The sequence below is a fragment of the Pseudomonas sp. LBUM1641 genome, assembly GCF_059716235.1.
Map to the genome: position 1 here is coordinate 6,555,931 of NZ_CP166815.1, position 20,491 is coordinate 6,576,421.

General features: G+C 61.2%; 18 protein-coding genes and 1 pseudogene. 8 read left to right on the top strand and 11 right to left on the bottom strand.

Translation table 11 applies throughout. From position 1 onward, the window contains the following. Positions 1–314: 314 nt before the first annotated feature. The 6 genes from etfB to ACA046_RS30300 all read right to left on the bottom strand — a co-directional run bounded on the left by etfB (position 315) and on the right by ACA046_RS30300 (position 8,160). Complete coding sequence (gene etfB / locus ACA046_RS30275; protein WP_497675518.1) at positions 315–1,085, bottom strand: electron transfer flavoprotein subunit beta; 771 nt, start codon at positions 1,083–1,085, stop codon at positions 315–317. Positions 1,086–1,095: 10 nt separating this feature from the next. Continuing rightward, positions 1,096–2,316, bottom strand: coding sequence for an electron transfer flavoprotein subunit alpha (etfA, locus tag ACA046_RS30280; RefSeq protein WP_497675519.1), 1,221 nt, complete (start codon positions 2,314–2,316; stop codon positions 1,096–1,098). Continuing rightward, the gene (dgcB, locus tag ACA046_RS30285) at positions 2,316–4,256 is read right to left on the bottom strand and encodes a dimethylglycine demethylation protein DgcB (RefSeq protein WP_497675520.1); all 1,941 of its coding nucleotides are present in this window, start codon (positions 4,254–4,256) and stop codon (positions 2,316–2,318) included. The genes etfA and dgcB overlap by 1 nt, the downstream gene beginning before the upstream one ends. 155 nt (positions 4,257–4,411) lie before the next feature. Continuing rightward, the gene (gene dgcA / locus ACA046_RS30290; protein WP_076017819.1) at positions 4,412–6,472 is read right to left on the bottom strand and encodes a dimethylglycine demethylation protein DgcA; all 2,061 of its coding nucleotides are present in this window, start codon (positions 6,470–6,472) and stop codon (positions 4,412–4,414) included. Between the two features lie 15 nt (positions 6,473–6,487). Next, complete coding sequence (locus tag ACA046_RS30295) at positions 6,488–7,018, bottom strand: DUF5943 domain-containing protein (protein WP_005792152.1); 531 nt, start codon at positions 7,016–7,018, stop codon at positions 6,488–6,490. A 164-nt stretch (positions 7,019–7,182) separates the two neighbouring features. Next, on the bottom strand, positions 7,183–8,160 hold the full coding sequence (locus ACA046_RS30300; RefSeq protein ID WP_003216932.1) for a dipeptidase: 978 nt from the start codon (positions 8,158–8,160) through the stop codon (positions 7,183–7,185). A gap of 219 nt (positions 8,161–8,379) precedes the next feature. Between ACA046_RS30300 and ACA046_RS30305 the strand changes: the two genes are divergently transcribed. Further along, positions 8,380–8,781, top strand: coding sequence for a lysozyme inhibitor LprI family protein (locus tag ACA046_RS30305; RefSeq protein WP_063026640.1), 402 nt, complete (start codon positions 8,380–8,382; stop codon positions 8,779–8,781). Positions 8,782–8,819: 38 nt separating this feature from the next. On the opposite strand, the gene ACA046_RS30310 is transcribed toward ACA046_RS30305, so the two are convergent. Further along, positions 8,820–9,782 carry a tyrosinase family protein gene (locus ACA046_RS30310; protein WP_497675521.1) on the bottom strand — a complete coding sequence of 321 codons (963 nt, stop codon included), beginning with the start codon at positions 9,780–9,782 and terminating at the stop codon, positions 8,820–8,822. A 227-nt stretch (positions 9,783–10,009) separates the two neighbouring features. Here ACA046_RS30310 and ACA046_RS30315 point away from each other — a divergent pair, with 227 nt between their 5' ends. Further along, the gene (locus ACA046_RS30315; RefSeq protein ID WP_497677150.1) at positions 10,010–10,426 is read left to right on the top strand and encodes a DUF3010 family protein; all 417 of its coding nucleotides are present in this window, start codon (positions 10,010–10,012) and stop codon (positions 10,424–10,426) included. Between the two features lie 137 nt (positions 10,427–10,563). Here the strand turns inward: ACA046_RS30315 and ACA046_RS30320 are convergent, their stop codons facing one another. Continuing rightward, complete coding sequence (locus tag ACA046_RS30320; protein WP_497677151.1) at positions 10,564–11,508, bottom strand: GlxA family transcriptional regulator; 945 nt, start codon at positions 11,506–11,508, stop codon at positions 10,564–10,566. Positions 11,509–11,701: 193 nt separating this feature from the next. On the opposite strand from ACA046_RS30320, the gene ACA046_RS30325 reads away from it, so the two are divergent. The 6 genes from ACA046_RS30325 (at position 11,702) to ACA046_RS30350 (ending at position 17,183) form a co-directional block, all read left to right on the top strand. Next, a complete protein-coding gene (locus ACA046_RS30325; RefSeq protein ID WP_076017815.1) occupies positions 11,702–12,646 on the top strand; it encodes a choline ABC transporter substrate-binding protein in 945 nt (314 codons plus the stop codon). Between the two features lie 87 nt (positions 12,647–12,733). Continuing rightward, a complete protein-coding gene (cdhC, locus tag ACA046_RS30330) occupies positions 12,734–13,621 on the top strand; it encodes a 3-dehydrocarnitine:acetyl-CoA trimethylamine transferase CdhC (RefSeq protein WP_497675522.1) in 888 nt (295 codons plus the stop codon). A gap of 157 nt (positions 13,622–13,778) precedes the next feature. Further along, a complete protein-coding gene (locus tag ACA046_RS30335) occupies positions 13,779–14,744 on the top strand; it encodes an L-carnitine dehydrogenase (protein WP_017476440.1) in 966 nt (321 codons plus the stop codon). A gap of 151 nt (positions 14,745–14,895) precedes the next feature. Beyond that, complete coding sequence (locus ACA046_RS30340; RefSeq protein WP_497675523.1) at positions 14,896–15,372, top strand: thioesterase family protein; 477 nt, start codon at positions 14,896–14,898, stop codon at positions 15,370–15,372. Positions 15,373–15,381: 9 nt separating this feature from the next. After that, entirely contained in the window at positions 15,382–16,542 is a 1,161-nt protein-coding gene (locus tag ACA046_RS30345) for a gamma-butyrobetaine dioxygenase (RefSeq protein ID WP_459024336.1), read from the top strand. Positions 16,543–16,919: 377 nt separating this feature from the next. After that, positions 16,920–17,183 (top strand): hypothetical protein, encoded by a 264-nt coding sequence (locus tag ACA046_RS30350; protein ID WP_017476443.1) that lies wholly within the window; start codon positions 16,920–16,922, stop codon positions 17,181–17,183. Between the two features lie 107 nt (positions 17,184–17,290). On the opposite strand, the gene gbdR is transcribed toward ACA046_RS30350, so the two are convergent. The 3 genes and pseudogenes from gbdR to ACA046_RS30365 form a co-directional block, all read right to left on the bottom strand. After that, complete coding sequence (gene gbdR, locus ACA046_RS30355) at positions 17,291–18,394, bottom strand: choline metabolism transcriptional regulator GbdR (protein ID WP_003216915.1); 1,104 nt, start codon at positions 18,392–18,394, stop codon at positions 17,291–17,293. Positions 18,395–18,795: 401 nt separating this feature from the next. Further along, positions 18,796–18,870, bottom strand: a pseudogene (locus tag ACA046_RS30360) (outer membrane lipoprotein carrier protein LolA); the annotation flags it as partial. Between the two features lie 26 nt (positions 18,871–18,896). Then, the gene (locus ACA046_RS30365; RefSeq protein ID WP_459024337.1) at positions 18,897–20,273 is read right to left on the bottom strand and encodes an L-serine ammonia-lyase; all 1,377 of its coding nucleotides are present in this window, start codon (positions 20,271–20,273) and stop codon (positions 18,897–18,899) included. Positions 20,274–20,491 lie beyond the last annotated feature (218 nt).

Genomic DNA, 20,491 nt, shown 5'->3' on the forward strand with positions numbered 1-20,491 from the left:
AGAAGCACCAACAGACTTTGGGGGCAAGTCTGCGCCGGGCATTTTCCTTATCCACAGAAAAACCCAAGGAAAAACCGTCAGTTAGGTTGGTTGTTTTTCATACAGAGCGCTGGAGGGCTTGATTTGCGTGGGGTGTGGACAGCCGCGAACAGGTTATCCACAGGTGGGTGAACAGGGATTGTGGGTAACCTAACAAGCGCCGCAAACAATGTGGGAGCGGGCTTGCTCGCGAAGGTCGTTAACGATGACGTGCGCTTTCTGGATGAACGCGGCGCCCTCGGGCTCTTCGCGAGCAAGCTCGCTCCTACAAGGGTTTAGCGCACTACGCCTTCTTCTATGAGCAGCTTGAGAATGGCTTCCGCGCCGGCCTCAGGGCTAACGCCCTTGAGCACTTGCCCGCCACCACCGCTGGCCTTGGCCGTGGCGGCCTTCATCCGGTCCGCCCCACTCTTGGCCTTGATCACCTTGAGCCGCTTGGGCCGTGGCTTGGCCGGCTGCAACACAGCACCTGTGAATAACTCATCCTCCAGCACCTCAACGTCGTGGGCTTCCAGCACCCCGCGCTGAGCCGGCCCGTAGGCGCTTTGCCGGGGCTTGGGCGCGGCGTTATCCACCGTGGCCAGGAACGGAAGGCGCACCTTCAGGCGCCGCCGCTGGCCACGTGGCAGCGCTTGCAGCACATGGGCCACGCCACCGTCGATGGATTCCACCTGGGCCAGGCCGACAATCAGCGGCCAACCCAGTTGCTCGGCCAGCAGGAACGGCAGCATCCCCGACCCTTCGCCGGTTTCCGCCTGGCTGCCGGTCAGCACCACTTGGGCGCCAGCGTCCCGCAGGTAGTCACTGAGCACCGGCAAGGCATCCGCCCCCGCTGGTTGCTCCAACACATGCAACTGCGGCAAGCCCATGCCCAGGTAAGCGCGCAGGGTCGGTTCGGCGATGTCACCCGCGTGCAGCACTTGCAGTTTATCCCCAGCCAGTTGCAGGCCCAGTTCCACAGCGCGCGCATCTTGCTCGGCGCGGCGCGGACGGCCGGAAGTCGGGTGGGCGCCGATGGACACCAGGCTGATTACATTCGTCGTCATGGCCATTTCCTTAAGCCGCATCGCGCTTGGCGCCGTTGCGGTAAGCCTCGACCGCAGCGATCAAGGCTTGCAGAATCGCGGCGCTTTCGCCGATCACCGACAAGTCGGCACGCTTGATCATGTCGCAACTCGGGTCGAGGTTGATCGCCACCACCTTGTCGCAGGCACCAATGCCTTGCAGGTGCTGGATCGCCCCGGAAATCCCCACCGCCACGTAAACCCGCGCGGTGACCCAGGTACCGCTGGCGCCGACCTGGCGATCACGGGCCATGAAGCCGTCGTCCACCGCCACCCGCGAGGCGCCTTCGGTGGCGCCCAACGCGGCCGCAGTCTGGTGGAACAGTGCCCAGTCCTTGACCCCGTTGCCGCCCGAGAAGATGAATTCGGCTTCGGCCATGGGAATCGCTCCCGGATCGACCGCCACCGCGCCCAAATCCTCAATGCGCGGCAAGCTGCGCGCCAGGCTTGTGGATAACTCCACCGGCAGCGCTTCGTGACGGGTATCACTGACCGGTTCGGCGCATTCCACCGCCGCCAGAATCATGCGGGGCAACGGCCGGGCGATATCTTGCTGACCGGCGCCCGCGCGTCCAATACATTCCTCGCCCTTGATCTGCCAGACCCGTGTGGCCGGGCGCTCCTTGAGGCTTGCGGCAAAGCGCCGGCCCAATTCCCCGCCACCGCTGCGGCTGTCCGGCAGCAACCAGTGGCGCGGGTTGAACTGGTTATCCACAGCCCGCAGGCCCTGGACCCGTTGCTCCGGTGAATAACCGTCGAACTCATGCCCGTCCAGCACCAGCAACCGATCCACACCGGCGGTGGCGAAGGCGCTTTCCTTGTGTTCGCCGAACACCACGGCCAGTACCGCACCGTCGGCGCCGGCCAGCTGTCGGGCCAGACCCAGCAAGTCGCGGTCGTGGCTGCTCAGGCGACCGCCGACCATGTCCGGCACCACGTTGATGTAGAACGCCGGCGCCGGTACCTGATGCAGCGGCAGCTGAACTTCTACTGCCGCCGAACGCTTGGCCGCGCCGCCCTGCTGGGCGCCGCTGCGGTCAATACGCTTGATGCCGTTGGGGCCGATAAAACCGACGCCATGCACGTTTTTGCGGATGACGCCGTTCGGCCCCATCCAGCTGTGTTGCACCGGCTGCATGGCTGTGTGCAGCGGGTGCAGGCGGTTACGGGCGATCCATTCGGCTCGCGGGTCGCGGCGGATAATGTCGCTCATCAATGCACCTCCGCAGGTTCGCGTTTCGGGGTCTTGACCGGTGCGGCGTCTTCGAGCAACGCGTCGGCCACCAGTTCAGCGATGTCCTTGATCAACGGACGCGGCTCAACCACGCCTTCCAGCATCGCCGTGCACTGTGGACACCCCACGGCCACCAGCTCGGCGCCGGTTTCGCGGATGTCTTCCATGCGCATGTCGGGAATCCGCTGCTTGCCGGGAATGTCGGTGATCGGCGCCCCGCCACCGCCGCCGCAGCAGCGGGAACGGAAACCGGAACGTTGCATTTCCTTGACCTCAATCCCCAGCGCCCGCAGTACTTGGCGCGGTGCTTCGTACTCGCCGTTATAGCGGCCCAGGTAGCACGGGTCGTGATAAGTCACGCTGCTGCCTTTGTGCTGGCCCAGGTTCAGGGCGCCAGCGTCGATCAACTCGGCCATGTAGGTGCTGTGGTGCTGCACCAGGTAGTTGCCGTCGAAGGCGCCGTATTCGTTTTTCAGCACGTGGAAACTGTGGGGGTCGCAGGTGACGATGCGCTTGAAGCTGTACTTGGCCAGGGTCTGGATATTGCGCGCGGCCAGCAGCTGGAAGGTGGCTTCATCGCCCAGGCGCCGGGCCACGTCACCGCTGTCGCGCTCTTCAAGGCCCAGTACCGCGAAGTCGACCTTGGCGGCTTTCAGGACTTTGACGAACGAGCGCAGAGTGCGCTGGTTGCGCATGTCGAACGCGCCGTCGCCAACCCAAAAGAGCACGTCGACGGTTTTCTTGTCGCTGAGCAAGGGCAGGTTCAAATCCGCCGCCCAGTTCATCCGTCCGCCCGGCGCGAAACCGCCCGGGTTGTCGGTGGCGATCAGGTTTTCCAGGACTTCGGCGCCTTTGTTCGGGGTCGCGCCTTTTTCCAGGGTGAGGTGACGGCGCATGTCGACGATGGCGTCCACGTGCTCGATCATCATCGGGCACTCTTCCACGCAAGCGCGGCAAGTGGTGCAGGACCACAGGGTTTCCGCATCCACCAGGCCGTTGACGATTGGCTGGTGCGGGTTACCGCTGTGTTCGCCGATGGCTTTGCCAGGGTAAGGGCTGCCGGCGAACTTGGCGTCGGTGCCACCGGCCAGGCCGACCACCATGTCTTGAATCAGTTTTTTCGGGTTCAACGGCTGGCCGGCGGCGAACGCCGGGCACGCGGCTTCGCACTTGCCGCACTGCACGCAGGCGTCGAAACCGAGCAACTGGTTCCAGGTGAAATCCACCGGTTTTTCCACACCCAGGGGCGCGGTTTTATCTGTGAGATCCAGAGGCTTCAAGCCGGTGGATCGGCCACCACCGAAACGCTCGGCGCGGCGGTGCCAGGCCAGGTGCAGGGCACCGGCGAAGGCGTGTTTCATCGGGCCGCCCCAGGTCATGCCGAAGAACATCTCGGACACACCCCACAACACGCCCAAGCTCAGCAGCGCGGCGAGCAGCCAGCCGCCGAAATCAGCAGGCAGAATCCCGGCCACCGGCAAGGTCACCAGGAAGAAACTCACCGAGAACGCCATCAGGCTTTTCGGCAGGCGCATCCACGGACCTTTTGACAGGCGCGCAGGCGGGTTGCGTCGGCGCAGGTAGACGAACGTGGCACCGACAAACATCAACACCGAGGCCAGCAGCAAGGCGTAGCCGAGGATGCGGTTATGCAGGCCGAAACCGTGCACCAGGATTGCCAGCAACGCCGAGAGCACAAAGCCCAGGGCGGTGGCGACGTGGGTGTTGGCGATGTATTTGTCGCGGGCGACTACGTGGTGCAGGTCGACCATGTAGCGTTTGGGCATGGCCAGCAGGCCGCCGATCAGGTCGACTTTGGAGGAGCGGCCGCGGCGCCACATGTTCACCCGGCGCAGGGCACCGAGGACGGCAAGGCCCAGGGCGGCGAACAAAAGAACAGGAAGCAAGGTGTTCAACATGGTGAAGCTCCCACAGACCACACAGGTCTAATGTGGGAGCGGGCTTGCTCGCGAAGGCGGTGAATCAGCCACCGGATGCATCGACTGACACATCGCTTTCGCGAGCAAGCCCGCTCCCACATTTTTGACCGAGTCCACATTGGTTCGGTGTTGGATCAGAAATCCTTGCACAGGCGCAGGGCGTCGTAGATGGCAGCGTGGGTATTACGCTGGGCCACACAGTCACCGATGCGGAACAGCAAGTACCCCTCACCCGGCTCGCTCAGGCACGGCTGCGGCTTGATCGCGAACAAGGCTTCGATGTCCATCTGGCCCTTGTTGCGCGAACCTGCCTTGAGCCCGTAGTAGATTTCTTCATCCGGACGCACGCCGTTCTCGACCACTACCTGATCGACCACCCGCTCCTCTTTGGCACCGGTGTATTCGTTCTCCAGCACCGCCACCAGCTTGTCGCCTTCGCGGTAGACCTTTTCCAGCATCATGTCGCCGGTCATGATCACTTCCTTCGGGTACATGCTGCGGTAGTACGTCGGGAACGACGTACCGCCGACGGCCACGCCCGGCTTGATGTCGTCGGTGACGATCTCGACCTGGCTGCCCTTGTCTGCCAGGAAGTCCGCCACCGACATGCCGGTGAACTCGCAGATGGTGTCGTACACCAGCACGTTCTTGCCCGGCGCGACCTTGCCATCGAGCACGTCCCAGCTGCTGACCACCAGGCCTTCAGCCGCGCCCCAGTGTTCGTTCTGTTCCAGGAACGGATGACCGCCCACCGCCAGCACCACCACATCCGGGCGCAGGTCCAGGATGGTTGCCGCGTCTGCCGCCACGCCCAGGCGCAAGTCGACGTTCAGGCGTGCCAGTTCCAGCTGGAACCAGCGGGTGATCCCGGCAATCTGGTCGCGCTGCGGCGCTTTGGAGGCGGTAGTGATTTGCCCGCCGATGAATTCTTTCTTCTCGAACAGCGTCACGTCGTGGCCGCGCTCAGCAGCAACCCGCGCAGCTTCCATCCCGGCAGGGCCGGCCCCCACCACCACGACTTTGCGTTTCGGCCCGGTGGATTTCTCGATGATGTGCGGCACGCCCATGTATTCACGGGAAGTGGCGGCGTTCTGGATGCACAGCACGTCCAGCCCTTGGTACTGGCGGTCGATGCAATAGTTGGCGCCCACGCACTGTTTGATCTGGTCGATCTGGCCCATCTTGATCTTGGCGATCAGGTGCGGGTCGGCGATGTGGGCGCGGGTCATGCCGACCATGTCCACGTAGCCGCCTTCCAGGATGCGGGTCGCCTGGTTCGGGTCCTTGATGTTCTGCGCGTGCAGCACCGGGGCCTTGACCACTTCCTTGATGCCGGCCGCCAGATGCAGGAAGGGCTCCGGTGGATAACTCATGTTCGGGATAACGTTGGCCAGGGTGTTGTGGGTATCGCAACCCGAGCCGACCACACCGATAAAGTCCAGCATGCCGGTGTCGTCGTAGTACTTGGCGATCTGTTTCATGTCCTCGTGGGACAGGCCGTCCGGGTGGAATTCGTCGCCGCACAAACGGATGCCGACGCAGAAATCCGGGCCGACTTCCTTGCGTACCGCCTTCAACACCTCAAGGCCGAAACGCATGCGGTTTTCGAAGCTACCGCCCCATTCGTCTGTGCGCTTGTTGACCCGCGGGCTCCAGAACTGGTCGATCATGTGCTGGTGCACCGCCGACAGTTCCACGCCATCCAGGCCACCGGCCTTGGCGCGTGCCGCTGCGGTGGCGTAGTTGCCGATCACCCGCCAGATTTCTTCCGGCTCGATGGTTTTGCAGGTGGCGCGGTGCACCGGCTCGCGGATGCCCGACGGCGACAGCAGCGTCGGCCAATGCTCGCCGTCCCAGCGTGAGCGACGGCCCATGTGGGTAATCTGGATCATGATCTTGGCGCCATGCTTGTGCATGGCATCGGCCAGGTTCTGGAAGTGCGGGATGATCCGGTCATCCGCCAGGTTCACCGACTTCCACCAGCCTTGCGGGCTGTCGATGGCAACACTGGAAGAACCGCCGCAGATCGCCAGGCCGATCCCGCCCTTGGCTTTCTCTTCGTAGTACTTCACATAGCGGTCGGTGGTCATGCCGCCGTCGGTGGCATACACCTCGGCGTGGGCGGTACTGAGCACGCGGTTGCGGATGGTCAGTTTGCCGATCTGGATCGGCGCAAACATTGCTTCGAAAGCCATGGCAGGGTCCTCGACTTACAACGGCTTGACGGTGAACAGGCCGTCGTCATGGCCCTCTTCGGAGCCACCGTAGACCTGTTCCGCAACGGTGCGGATCTTGCTGCCGCGGGCTTCGAGAATCTGGTCCATCGCACCGGCAAACCAGCCGGTGAACATGTAGTCGACCTTGCGCCCGACCTTGCCGTACACATAGACGAATGCCGAGTGTTCGAGCTTGACGCTGGCCGTGCCTTTGTCGAGATCGATGTCCTGGATCTTGAACAGGCCCCAGCCACGCTGCGACAGGCGCTTCATGTAGTGCTCGAACACCGCGACGCCTTCCAGGCCGTGGCATTCAGCTTCTTTTTCACACCAGTGCCAGGCGGATTTGTAGCCGGCTTTGTAAAGGATCTCGGCGTAGGCGTCGGCGCCCAGGACTTCTTCGATACCCATGTGGTTATTGACGAAGAAATGGCGTGGCACGTAGAGCATCGGCAGGGCGTCGGAGGTCCAGACACCGGTTTCGCTGTCGACTTCGATAGGCAATTGAGGGGCGATCTTGGCCATGGAAACTTAACTCCGGAAAATTCGTTGTGTTGTTGTCCCGTAGCAGCTGTCGAGCTCCAGCGAGGCTGCGTAGGGCGCGCCGCTGATCTGGAACCGAGTCGCGCCTGACGCAGCCTCGCTGGGGCTCGACAGCTGCTACGGGGCATCATTGTTTAGAGGTTGGCTTATTCGCCCCAAACGTCCTTCAAGACGTTGACCCAGTTCTCGCCCATGATCTTGCGCACCACGCGCTCGGGATGGCCGCGCTTGAGCAGGGTCTCGGTGAGGTTGGGGAACTCGCCCACGGTACGGATGCCCAGCGGGTTGATGATCTTGCCGAAGCTGGTCAGGCGGCGTGCGTAGCCTTTGTCGTGGGTCAGCATTTCGAAGAAATCCTGGCCATGGCCCTGGGTGAAGTCGGTGCCGATGCCGATGGCGTCTTCGCCCACGATGTTCATGGTGTATTCGATGGCTTCGGCGTAGTCGTCGATGGTCGAATCGATGCCCTTGGCGAGGAACGGCGCAAACATGGTCACGCCAACAAAGCCGCCGTGGTCGGCGATGAACTTCAGCTCTTCATCGGACTTGTTGCGCGGGTGCTCTTTCAGGCCCGACGGCAGGCAGTGGGAGTAGCACACCGGCTTTTTCGATTCGAGGATGACCTCTTCAGAGGTTTTGGAGCCGACGTGGGACAGGTCGCACATGATGCCGACGCGGTTCATCTCGGCGACGACCTCGCGACCGAAGCCCGACAGGCCGCCGTCACGCTCATAGCAGCCGGTGCCCACCAGGTTCTGGGTGTTGTAGCACATCTGCACCACGCCAACCCCGAGCTGCTTGAAGATCTCGACGTAGCCGAGCTGGTCTTCAAAGGCATGGGCGTTCTGGAAGCCGAAGATGATGCCGGTCTTACCTTGCTCCTTGGCGCGACGGATATCGGCGGTGGTTTTCACCGGGATCACCAGGTCGCTGTTTTCGCGAATCAGGGTCTGGCTGGCCACGATATTGTTAATGGTGGCCTGGAACCCTTCCCATACCGACACCGTGCAGTTGGCCGCTGTGAGGCCACCCTTGCGCATGTCTTCGAACAGGTCGCGGTTCCACTTGGCAATGATCAGCCCGTCGATAACGATGCTGTCGGCGTGCAATTCGGCTGGGCTCATCAGGCGTCCCCTTATTGGCGATTCATGCGCCGAATCGTCTGCCGGCGCTTTGGGGCCAGCATATGCCCCGGGGCAGAAGGAGCCGGGTGCAAAAACGACAAGGGAATTGCCGAAAGCGTCAATCCGCGACAAAGGCCAACATGACATCTCTGACGGGTGTCTGTTCTTTGTCTTACGCTTAAGCCAGAATTTGCTTATCAACTGATATGAGACGGCGCAATGAAATCGATTTTCCTGGCTTTGGCACTCATCGCAACCGGCGTACACGCGGCTGAAGACACCGACAACACGCCTTGCGATGGCATCGAGAACGACAAGCAAACCCTGGAATGCGCCACCTATAACAAAACCACCGCCGAGCAACTGCTCAAGGATAACTACCAGGGCTTGCTGGAACGCATGGGTTCGACCTATGGCAGCAACAAGACGCAGCTGGCGGACATTACCGCTCGTCTGAAGGATGCCCAGCAGAAGTGGGAAAAGTTACGGGATGCGGATTGCGCCGTGGATACCTTCCCGGCAGTGGCGGGAAGCAAGGACTATGCGATCCAGCAGAATGATTGTTTGGCGCGGATGAGTGATGAACGGTCGGAGTTTTTGGAGTCGATTGGGCAGGAATAAACACCACTCCCGCGCCATTGCGCGGGATGGTGGCTCCCTCATGCCATGAAGGGCGATTTGAAGGGGCTTTTTGTCAATGGCTGACTGGGGCTATAGGCGTAACCCAGCGCACTGATATCCATCACGTCTCTGATGCGACGGGTCCAGGGCTTGATCACATCGTCATAGTTGTGGCCCGGCGGGCCGTCCTGCATGGGGCAATAGTGGGGAGCCAGGCCCGGCTTATCCAGCTTCATCTGCGCTTGCCAGTCCGCCCATATCTTGTCGACAAAGCAATGGTGCAGGAAGAACACGGGGTCTTCCGGTGAAGTCATTGCCAGCATGTTGCCCCCAATCCACAGGTGCACCCGATTATGTAGCTGCGAACCGGGCGTCGTGACTTGCGGGTCACCGCGCTGGGTAATCCAGCCTTCCAGGCGATTCCTGAAACCTCGATTGAAAGGGCTCGAATTGTAATTGGGCTCGTCGTACAGCCCTTCGCGCATGACCATCTGTAGATCGTTTACGGTCGGCAACGAGCTGACCAGTTGCCCGAACTGACGCTTGAGTCCCGTTCCCGGCAAGCCGTCTTCCGGGTATGCCGGCACCGGCCAATTTCCGTACTTTTGTGCAAAAGCGCCCTCCTGCACCCGGTGCTGATCAGCTGGGTCACCGTTGCCGCCCATGAAGCCCTGGCTCCACACCGGCGATTGACCTGGATCCGCCGCATCCTGGGTCCAGTCCCAGTAAGGCAGCGTGACACCCGGCTGGATGCTTTGCAGATCCCCCTCAAGCTGCATCAACATTTCACGGTGCCAGGGCAAAAATGCCGGCCCCAGGTGAGCACCATTGCGGTAGTCAGGATCCTGAGGCTCATCCGGATGAACCGTAGGTATCATGACTTGATGATGCCAGTGGACATACTTGTCGTAACCTCCTTGTTTCTTGAGTGCCAATAAGGTGTTGATAAACACCAGCTGTTCCGCCGGGCTGAGCGTACGAACTTCCTTGCGTATATTCATGGCGCGATTCTCTTATCAGGCAAGTGATGGGATGAATGCGAAACCATGGTTCGGTCCCTCCACCAATCTAAAGACGCCCGGTACGAGGATCTACTGTCAGAAATAACAGGTCACCGGCCCTTTCAGACAAGTGGTAAAAAGCCAGGTCGAGGTGATCGTTTAAAGCGCTCCACATGCAACCGAAAGTGCGCGACCATCGCGCCATCTCTTTTTCCAAAGGCAATACCATGAAAATCTGCGGCATCGAAATCAAAGGCAGCGAAGCCATTATCGCTGTCGCCTCGCTCGACGGTCAGACATTGGGCCACGTTGCCCTGGCCACCAAGAAAATCGCCCTTGAAGACGATGATGAGGCGGCCAATGTCAAAGCATTTGCCACCCAGGTGAGTGCGTTTGTGCGGGAAAACGGCATCAGCCGCATCGCGATCAAGAAGCGCAGCAAGAAAGGCGAATTCGCCGGTGGCCCGACCACGTTCAAGATTGAAGGCGTGTTTCAGCTGCTGGAGGGTGTTGAGGTGACGCTGCTGTCGCCGCAGATCATCAATGCGCAGAACAAGAAACACGATTTTGCCCTGCCGGCGACGCTGAACAAGTATCAGCATGAGGCGTTTAAAGCGGCGTGCTCGGCACTGATGAAGAAGTAAGCCACACCACAAATCTCCTGTGGGAGCGGGCTTGCTCGCGAATGCGGTGTGTCAGCCATATAAGTGTCGACTGACACACCGCATTCGCGAGCAAGCCCGCTCCCACATTTGATCTGTGTTGTTTTCAAGAGCCGTGATCACACCGCCTCCCGCCGCCGATCCTCCCTTGGGCACTTGGCAAACCTTGCCCGGTAACTGCGGGTGAAATACGACGGCGACTCAAACCCACAGGCGATGCTCACTTCCAGCACGCTCATGTCGGTCTGGCGCAACAGCTGCCGAGCCTTCTCCAGGCGCAGGCCCAGGTAGAAATTGCTCGGCGTGTCGTTCAGGTGCAACCGGAACAAGCGCTCCAGCTGCCGTCGCGTCACCTTGATCGCGTCCGCCAGCGCCAAGGTGCTCAGCGGCGGCTCGGTGTGCTGTTCCATCTCGCCAATCACCTGCACCAACTTCTTGTTGTTGATGCCGTAGCGCGTGGCGATTTGCATGCGTTGGTGGTCTTTGCGCGGGCGGATGCGGCCGAGCACGAACTGTTCGGACACCTGGATCGCCAATTCGGGCCCGTGGGCCTGGCTGATCAAGTCGAGCATCAGGTCGATGGAGGCGGTGCCGCCCGCCGAGGTGATGCGCCGGCGGTCGATCTCGAACAGCTCCTGGGTCACTGTCAGCTGTGGATAAGACTCCTTGAAGGCGTCGATGGCTTCCCAGTGCAGGGTCAGGCGGTGGCCGTCGAGCAGGCCGGCTTCAGCGAGGACGCAAGCCCCGGTGTCGATGGCGCCGAGGGTCACGCCGTCGTGATCGAGTCGGCGCAGCCAGTGCTCCAGTGCCGGCGTGGCGAACTTCAGCGGTTCGAAGCCGGCCACCACCAATAAGGTCGAGCCTTTCTTCAGCGGCTCCAGCGCGGCGTCGGCGTTGACCGACATGCCATTGCTCGCCAGCACCGCGCCGCCGTCGGCACTCAAGACGTGCCAGCGGTACAGCTCGCCACGAAAACGATTGGCGACACGTAAAGGTTCGATCGCGGAGATAAAGCCGATGGCGGAGAAGCCCGGCATCAGCAGAAAGTAGAAATCCTGGGACATGGAGCGCTCTCGTAGGACGGACAGCGTGGTCACTGTGATACGCCAGTTCATTCGGTCATTCAAGGGGGCAGGTCGCTGCAGTGCAAGAGCTGGTCGCCGCCGTGCGTTTTGTCGCACTTCAAGCTGCGTAACTTGATCGCACGGCGCACAAAGACGCCGGAACCCACAATAACAACCTGCCGAGGGAACCACCATGAACCGACTGATCAGCCGCTGCGTGCTCGCACTCAGCGCCAGCGCCATTTTGAGCACCAACGTCATGGCAGCCGATGCGGCTTCTTGCCAGAACGTGCGCATGGGCGTGGTGAACTGGACCGACGTAATCGCCACCAGCGCCATGACTCAAGTGTTGCTCGACGGCCTCGGCTACAAGACCAAACAGACCAGCGCGTCCCAGCAAATCATCTTTGCCGGGATCCGCGACCAGCGCCTGGACATGTTCCTGGGCTACTGGAACCCGTTGATGACCCAGACCATCACCCCGTTTGTCGATGCCAAGCAGGTCAAGGTGCTCGACAAGCCGTCGCTGGAAGATGCCCGCGCTACGTTGGCGGTGCCGACTTACCTGGCTGATAAAGGCCTGAAGACCTTCGCCGACATCGCCAAGTTTGAAAAAGAACTGGGCGGTAAGATCTACGGCATTGAACCGGGCTCGGGCGCCAACACCCAGATCAAGGCGATGATTGCCAAGAATCAGTTCGGCCTCGGCAAGTTCCAACTGGTGGAATCCAGCGAGGCCGGCATGCTCGCCGCCGTCGACCGCGCCGTGCGCCGCAAGGAAGCCGTGGTGTTCTTCGGCTGGGCGCCGCACCCGATGAACGTCAACGTGGCGATGACTTACCTCACTGGCAGTGATGACGCGCTGGGCCCCAACGAGGGCATGGCCACCGTGTGGTCCGTCACCTCGCCGACCTACGCCGAGCAATGCCCCAACGTGCACAAGTTGCTCAGCAACCTGACCTTCACCGCCGCCGACGAGAGCCGAATGATGCAGCCATTGCTGGATCACAAAGACGCTTTCGAATCGGCCAAGCAATGGCTCAAGGATCACCCCCAAGACCAGCAGCGCTGGCTGGAAGGCGTGACCACCTTTGACGGCAAACCCGCCGCGGCCAACCTGCAATTGACCAGCAAATAACCGCTATTGAATCACCGTTTCGCAGCCGCTCCTGGCTGCGAACGGTATGACTACGCCTGAAAATCACGCCTGTAAGGAACCTGCCCCATGAACCACGACGTCATCATCACCTGCGCACTCACCGGTGCTGGCGACACGGCCGCCAGAAGCCCTCACGTGCCGGTCACTCCCAAACAAATCGCCGCCGCGGCGGTGGAAGCTGCCAAGGCCGGTGCCACCGTGGTGCATTGCCACGTACGTGACCCCGAAACCGGCAAGTTCAGCCGCGACGTGGCGCTGTACCGCGAAGTGATGGAGCGCATCCGCGAGGCGGACGTCGACATCATCGTCAACCTCACCGCCGGCATGGGTGGCGACCTGGAAATCGGTGGCGGCGAGAACCCGATGGAGTTCGGCCCCAACACCGACCTGGTCGGCCCGCTGACCCGCCTGGCCCACGTGGAAGCGCTGCTGCCGGAAATCTGCACCCTCGATTGCGGCACCCTGAACTTCGGCGATGGCGACACCATTTACGTCTCCACCCCGGCGCAACTTCGAGCGGGCGCCAAACGTATTCAAGAGCTGGGCGTAAAAGCCGAGCTGGAAATTTTCGACACCGGTCACCTGTGGTTCGCCAAGCAGATGATCAAGGAAGGCTTGCTCGACAACCCGCTGTTCCAGCTGTGCCTGGGCATCCCGTGGGGCGCCCCGGCCGACACCACCACCATGAAAGCCATGGTCGACAACCTGCCGGCAGACGCAGTGTGGGCCGGCTTCGGCATTGGTCGCATGCAGATGCCGATGGCAGCACAAGCGGTACTGCTGGGCGGCAACGTGCGGGTCGGCCTGGAAGACAACCTGTGGCTGGACAAGGGCGTGCTGGCGACCAACGGCCAGTTGGTGGAACGCGCCAGCGAAATCCTCAGCCGCTTGGGTGCGCGGGTCATGACCCCGGCTGAAGGCCGCGTGAAGATGGGCCTGACCAAGCGCGGCTAACACACAACGCACCACTCCCAGCAGGAACCGAATCAAATGTGGGAGCAGGCTTGCTCGCGAATGCGGTGAATCAGTCACCGAATGCATCAACTGATACACCGCATTCGCGAGCAAGCCCGCTCCCACAGGAGATCACCGAACTCTTTAGGAATTTGCCATGAGCTTTATCACTGAAATCAAAACCTTCGCCGCGCTGGGCAGCGGTGTTATCGGCAGCGGCTGGGTATCCCGGGCCCTGGCCCATGGCCTGGACGTGGTGGCCTGGGACCCGGCGCCCGGCGCCGAAGCGGCCCTGCGCAAACGTGTCGCGAATGCTTGGGGCGCCCTGGAAAAACAAGGCCTTGCACCCGGCGCCTCGCAAGACCGCCTGCGCTTTGTCGCCACGATTGAAGAGTGTGTGAAAGACGCTGACTTCATCCAGGAAAGCGCCCCGGAACGCCTTGAGTTGAAGCTGGAATTGCACAGCAAGATCAGCGCAGCGGCCAAGCCGAATGCCTTGATTGGTTCGAGTACTTCTGGGCTGTTGCCGAGTGAATTTTACGAAGGCTCCACGCACCCGGAACGTTGCGTGGTAGGCCATCCGTTCAACCCGGTTTACCTGTTGCCGCTGGTGGAAGTGGTAGGCGGCAAAAACACTGCGCCAGAAGCCATTCAGGCGGCGATCAAAGTGTATGAATCCCTCGGCATGCGCCCATTGCATGTGCGTAAAGAAGTGCCTGGGTTTATCGCTGACCGACTGCTGGAAGCTTTGTGGCGTGAGGCGTTGCACCTGGTCAACGACGGGGTGGCAACCACCGGCGAGATCGACGACGCGATTCGGTTTGGCGCCGGGTTGCGCTGGTCATTCATGGGCACGTTCCTGACGTATACGCTGGCCGGCGGTGACGCCGGGATGCGGCACTTCATGGCGCAGTTCGGCCCGGCGTTGCAGTTGCCGTGGACCTACTTGCCGGCCCCGGAACTGACCGACAAGTTGATTGACGATGTTGTGGATGGCACCAGCGATCAGTTGGGCAAACACAGCATTTCGGCGCTGGAGCGCTATCGTGATGATTGCCTGCTGGCGGTGCTGGAAGCGGTGAAGACGACCAAGGAAAAACACGGTATGACCTTCGCCGAATAACCGATGAACATCCAATGTGGGAGCGGCGGTGCGACGATTCGACTTGCTCGCGAAGGCGGTGTGCCAGGCGGTGAATGCATCGACGGATACACCGCCTTCGCGAGCAAGCCCGCTCCCACATTTTGACTGCGTACATTTTGGAATTTAAGTCATGGCCGCATTGACCACCTACACCACCAAAATCCTCCCCGACTGGGTCGACTACAACGGCCACCTGCGCGATGCGTTCTACCTGCTGATCTTCAGCTACGCCACCGATGCGCTGATGGACACCCTGGGCCTGGACAGCGAAAACCGCGAAGCCAGCGGCAACTCGCTGTTCACCCTGGAGTTGCACCTCAACTACCTGCACGAAGTGAAGCTGGGCGCCGACGTCGAAGTGCGCACCCAACTCATCGCCCACGACCGCAAGCGCTTGCACCTCTATCACAGCCTGCATCTCGTGGGCGACGAAAAGGAGCTGGCCGGCAACGAGCAAATGTTGCTCCACGTCGACCTCGCCGGCCCGCATTCGGCGCCGTTCAGCGAGGCGGTGCTGGGCAAGCTTGCAAGCATCAGTGCCGAACAAACCGACCTGCCGAAGCCCGCCCTGCTCGGCCGCGTGATTGGACTGCCACCCCAGAAATAAGGAATCGCCATGCAAACCGCCGCCGCTGTTGCCGACTTCCGTACTTACCCGCTGATCAGCGACCTGGCCGAGGTGCAGGTGCGCAGCGATCACCTGCGCGTGCAATGGGCCGATGGACGGGTTAGTCCGTTCCATCACCAGTGGCTGCGAGACAACTGCCCGTGCCCGACCTGCGTCTACAGCGTGACCCGTGAGCAGGTGCTGGAAATCGTCGATGTGGACGAAAACCTCACGGCTGTCAGCGCGCGTATCGACCAGGGTTTGCTGACGGTTGAATGGAGTGGCGGGCATCGCAGCCAGTACGATCCCGGCTGGCTGCGTGCGCACGCCTACGACGATGAGTCCCGCGCTGAACGCCGGGCGGCCAAGCCGAAATCCAGACTGTGGGACCGTAGTTTCGAGCTGCCCGTCTTCGACTATGCGGCTCTGATGGAAGACCCGAAAGCCCTGCTGCAATGGTTGCTGGCCCTGCGTGACAGCGGCCTCACGCAAGTGCGCGGCGTGCCCACCGAACCTGGCTCCCTGGCACTGATCGCCAAGCGCATTTCGTTCATCCGCGAGAGCAACTTCGGCGTGTTGTTCAACGTGCAATCCAAGGCCGATGCCGACAGCAACGCCTACACCGCTTTCAACCTGCCGCTGCACAGCGACTTGCCCACTCGCGAGCTGCAACCGGGACTGCAATTTTTGCATTGCCTGGTGAACGACGCCGACGGTGGCGAGAGTATTTTTGTCGATGGTTTTGCCATCGCCCGGGCATTGCGCGATGAAGACCCCGAAGCCTTTCGCGCGCTGTGCGAGATCCCCGTGGAATTTCGCAACAAGGACCGTCACAGCGACTATCGCCGGCTGGCGCCGATCATTGCGCTGGATGCTCTGGGTGAAGTCGCCGAGATTCGCATGGCCAACTTTCTGCGCGGGCCATTTGAGGCGCCGGCAGAGCAGATGCCCTTGCTGTATCGCGCCTATCGGCGGTTTATTGCGATGACCCGGGAGGAGCGTTTTCGGCTGGTCAAACGCCTGAATCCGGGCGAGCTGTGGTGCTTCGATAACCGCCGCACCTTGCATGCGCGCAATGCGTTTGATCCGGCGTCCGGCGCCCGGCATTTCCAGGGCTGCTATGTCGATAGGGATGAGTTGTTGTCCCGGATACTGGTGTTGCAGCGGTAGACCGAGGTGCGCCCTTCGCGAGCAAGCCCGCTCCCACAGTTGACCGCGTTCGCCCTGGAAAAACGCGGTCAACTGTGGGAGCGGGCTTGCTCGCGAAGGGGCCCGCACAACCACTAAAAATTCAGCCAAAAAAAGCCCCGATCAAGCCGTGACAGGATCGGGGCAGAGTGCTTTGTGTGAGCTGCGCATCCCGAGGGTGACCAAACCTTCAAGCTGCTTGCTGGATTCCAGTGTGCACACTCCCCTCTCTTGCGAGTTAGCCGAAAACGACCTGTTCATAGGTGTGCCGGACATTCGCGAATTCAGGCCTTGCCGACTCGGTGATGGCCTACCAGAATCGACCTCAATCCCCCGCTCCCCTAACAAGGATAAACGTCATGATGCACGCGGATTTGATTGACCAGGATGACCTGCTGGGCCAACTGCGGTCGTTGGGTTTCGAGGTGTCCAGCGGCGCTACCGCCGAGCAGGCGTGTGAGTGTGCGGTGCGCGGTTTGAGTGAAGCGCGGGCCAAGGCGCTGAAGAACATGGTTGAGCAGATGTACACCGGCAGCGCGACGATCTTGCCGGCGGTGAGGCAGGCGATCGATAAGCAGTTGTTGCCGGCTTTGGTGCAATTTCGGCAGAACTCTGGCGCCTGATATACCGCATTCGCGAGCAAGCCCGCTCCCACATTCGACCGCGTTCCTACTGAAAAAACGCGGTCAAGTGTGGGAGCGGGCTTGCTCGCGAATGCAGGCGACTCGGTCTAAAGCCTTACACTGGCGAAAGTCGACTCATTCCTGGCCTGGCTCAACGCCGACAACGGCCCGGACAACGGTGACAACACCAGCGCCTGCGGAATCGGCATCATCGCCACTTGCTGCGTGGTATTGGACCCCACGCGCTCATCCCGCGGCGGAATGCCGAAGTATTCGCGGTAGCACTTGGAGAAGTGCGGCGTGGAGACAAAACCGCACACCGACGCCACTTCGATGATCGACATCGGCGTTTGCTTGAGCAACTGCCGCGCACGGATCAAGCGCAACTTGAGGTAATAGCGCGACGGCGAACAGTGCAGGTATTTCTGGAACAGCCGCTCCAGCTGACGCCGGGAAACCGCGACGTACACCGCCAGTTCGTCGAGGTCGATCGGCTCTTCCAGGTTGGCTTCCATCAGCGCGACGATTTCCTGCAGTTTCGGCTGGTTGGTGCCGAGCATGTGCTTGAGCGGCACACGCTGGTGATCCTGTTCGTTGCGGATGCGCTCGTACACAAACATCTCGGAGATCGCCGCCGACAATTCACGGCCGTGGTCGCGGCTGATCAGGTGCAGCATCATGTCCAGCGGCGCAGTGCCGCCGGAGCTGGTGAAGCGGTTGCGGTCGAGGGTGAACAGGCGTGTGCTCATGGCCACGCGAGGGAAAGCTTCCTGCATCGACGCCAGGCACTCCCAGTGCACGCTGCAATCAAAACCGTCCAGCAGGCCGGCGCAGGCCAGGGCCCAGCTGCCGGTGCACACGGCGCCAAGGCGACGGGACTGGCGCGCCTGGCTTTGCAGCCACGACACGTGCTCACGGGTCACGGTGCGCTGGATTCCTACGCCGCCGCAGACGATCACAGTGTCCAGGGCCGGGGCTTTGTGCATGGAGGCATCGGGGGTGATTTGCAGACCGTCGCTGGCCCACACCTGGTTTCCGTCCACACTCAACGTCGTCCAGCGATACAGCTCGCGGCCGGAGAGTTGGTTGGCCATGCGCAGGGGTTCGACTGCGGAGGCCAGGGAAATCAGCGTGAAATTGTCCAGCAGCAAAAAGCCGATGGATTGAGGCGCACGGTTCTGGGGTTGAGCCCCTGAGTTGAACGACGTCATCGCGGTATCTCCTCACACAAAGCGGGTGATGGCCTCAGGCGAGGCTCTTGTTATTGCGCTCATCACCTTAAGGAAACTCCTGTGGCGAGAGGCTTTGTATTGATAGAGCAAATGCCATGCCTAAAGTTGAATGCGCATTCAATAACTCCTGAAAACGACCTCATGACGTGTCTATATAAGCCCGCGCATGGAGTGCGGGATATGACCCGAAAACGACCTGAGAGGACGCAGGCTCAAGGTGTGTGAGCAGATCGGTAGCACTTGTGGGAAGGGAGAGAAACGACGTAGGAAAAGTCTGTCACCACAAGCACGGGTGACAGAGGGCCGGGGCGGGAAATCGTTTGGGAGCTACTTATCTAATTGCGACGCGCTAAAAGGTGGCGTGACGAGTTGGTGATGCTCAATGTAGGAGCGAGCTTGCTCGCGAAAAACCTGAGAGCGCCGCGCTCGTTATCGTTCACGACCTTCGCGAGCAAGCTCGCTCCTACAGGGGGGGCTTACTTCAACACTCCACCGCACTCACCGCCAACCCGCCTCGCGATGTTTCCTTGTACTTGTCATGCATATCCGCCCCGGTATCCCGCATGGTGCGGATCACCCGATCCAGCGAGATAAAGTGCTGGCCATCCCCCCGCAGCGCCATCTGTGCCGCGTTGATCGCCTTCACCGCTGCAATCGCATTACGCTCGATACACGGCACCTGCACCAGGCCGCCTACCGGGTCGCAGGTCAGGCCGAGGTTGTGTTCCAAGCCGATTTCCGCCGCGTTGCACAACTGCTCCGGCGTAGCCCCGAGGATCTCCGCCAACCCCGCCGCCGCCATGGCGCACGCCGAACCGACTTCACCCTGGCAACCGACCTCGGCACCCGAAATCGACGCGTTCTTTTTACACAGGATGCCCACCGCCGCCGCCGCGAGGAAATAGTCGACGACGTTGGCCTCGGTCACTTCTTCGCTGAACTTCATAAAGTAATGCAACACCGCCGGGATGATCCCCGCCGCGCCGTTGGTCGGTGCCGTGACCATGCGCCCGCCCGCGGCGTTTTCTTCATTCACCGCCAGGGCGAACAGGTTGACCCACTCCATCGCGCTCAGGGTCGAGCCAATCACATTTGGCTTGCCCAGCTCCTGCAGGCTGCGGTGCAACTTGGCCGCGCGGCGCCGTACATTGAGGCCGCCGGGAAGAATGCCTTCGTGCTTGAGACCTTGCTCCACGCAATCCTGCATGGCGCGCCAAAGCTTCATCAGGCCGCTGCGGATCTCGTCTTCCGAGCGCCAGGTTTTTTCATTCGCCAACATCAGTTCAGCGACCCGCAGGTTGTGGGTCTTGCACAACTGCAGCAACTCCACCGCACTGGAAAAATCATAGGGCAGCTCGGTGCGGTCCATGTCCGCCACGCCGCTGGTGGCCTGGGCTTCATCCACCACAAACCCGCCACCCACCGAATAGTAGGTGTCACGGTGCAGCTCGCCGTTATCACCGAACACCACCAGGGTCATGGCATTGGGATGGAACGGCAGGTTTTCGTCGATCAGGCGCATGTCCCGCGCCCATAAGAAAGGCACCGGCAAATGTCCGTCCAGCAACAGTGTGTTGGTCTCGCGCAGGGTTTCGATGCGGATGCCGATCTGCGACGGATCGATCGCGTCGGGCCACTCGCCCATCAGGCCCATGATCACGGCGTTATCGCTGCCGTGGCCGATGCCGGTGGCCGATAAGGAGCCAAACAGCTGAACTTCGACGCGCGTTACTTGTTCCAACACATCACGTTCACGCAATCCTTGAACGAACAACGCCGCGGCGCGCATGGGGCCGACGGTGTGAGAACTCGAAGGCCCAATGCCGATCTTGAACAGGTCGAAAACGCTGATAGCCATTGACGTGAAACTCCTCGATGAGCACAGGCCAGGCGTAGAAAAGCACCTGGTGACGGAGCTGCTACGCTCATGTCGCAATCCGCCGAGATGCGGCCATCATCAAGCTTTTGTTGGCGCTCACGGCGTCTCACACCGACGTACCCATGCTCATCAGCGCCGCTGTTGTGGAAGGCGACGTTTTGGCCGTTTTTTGCGGTTCAGATCGGTAAAAAGTGCAG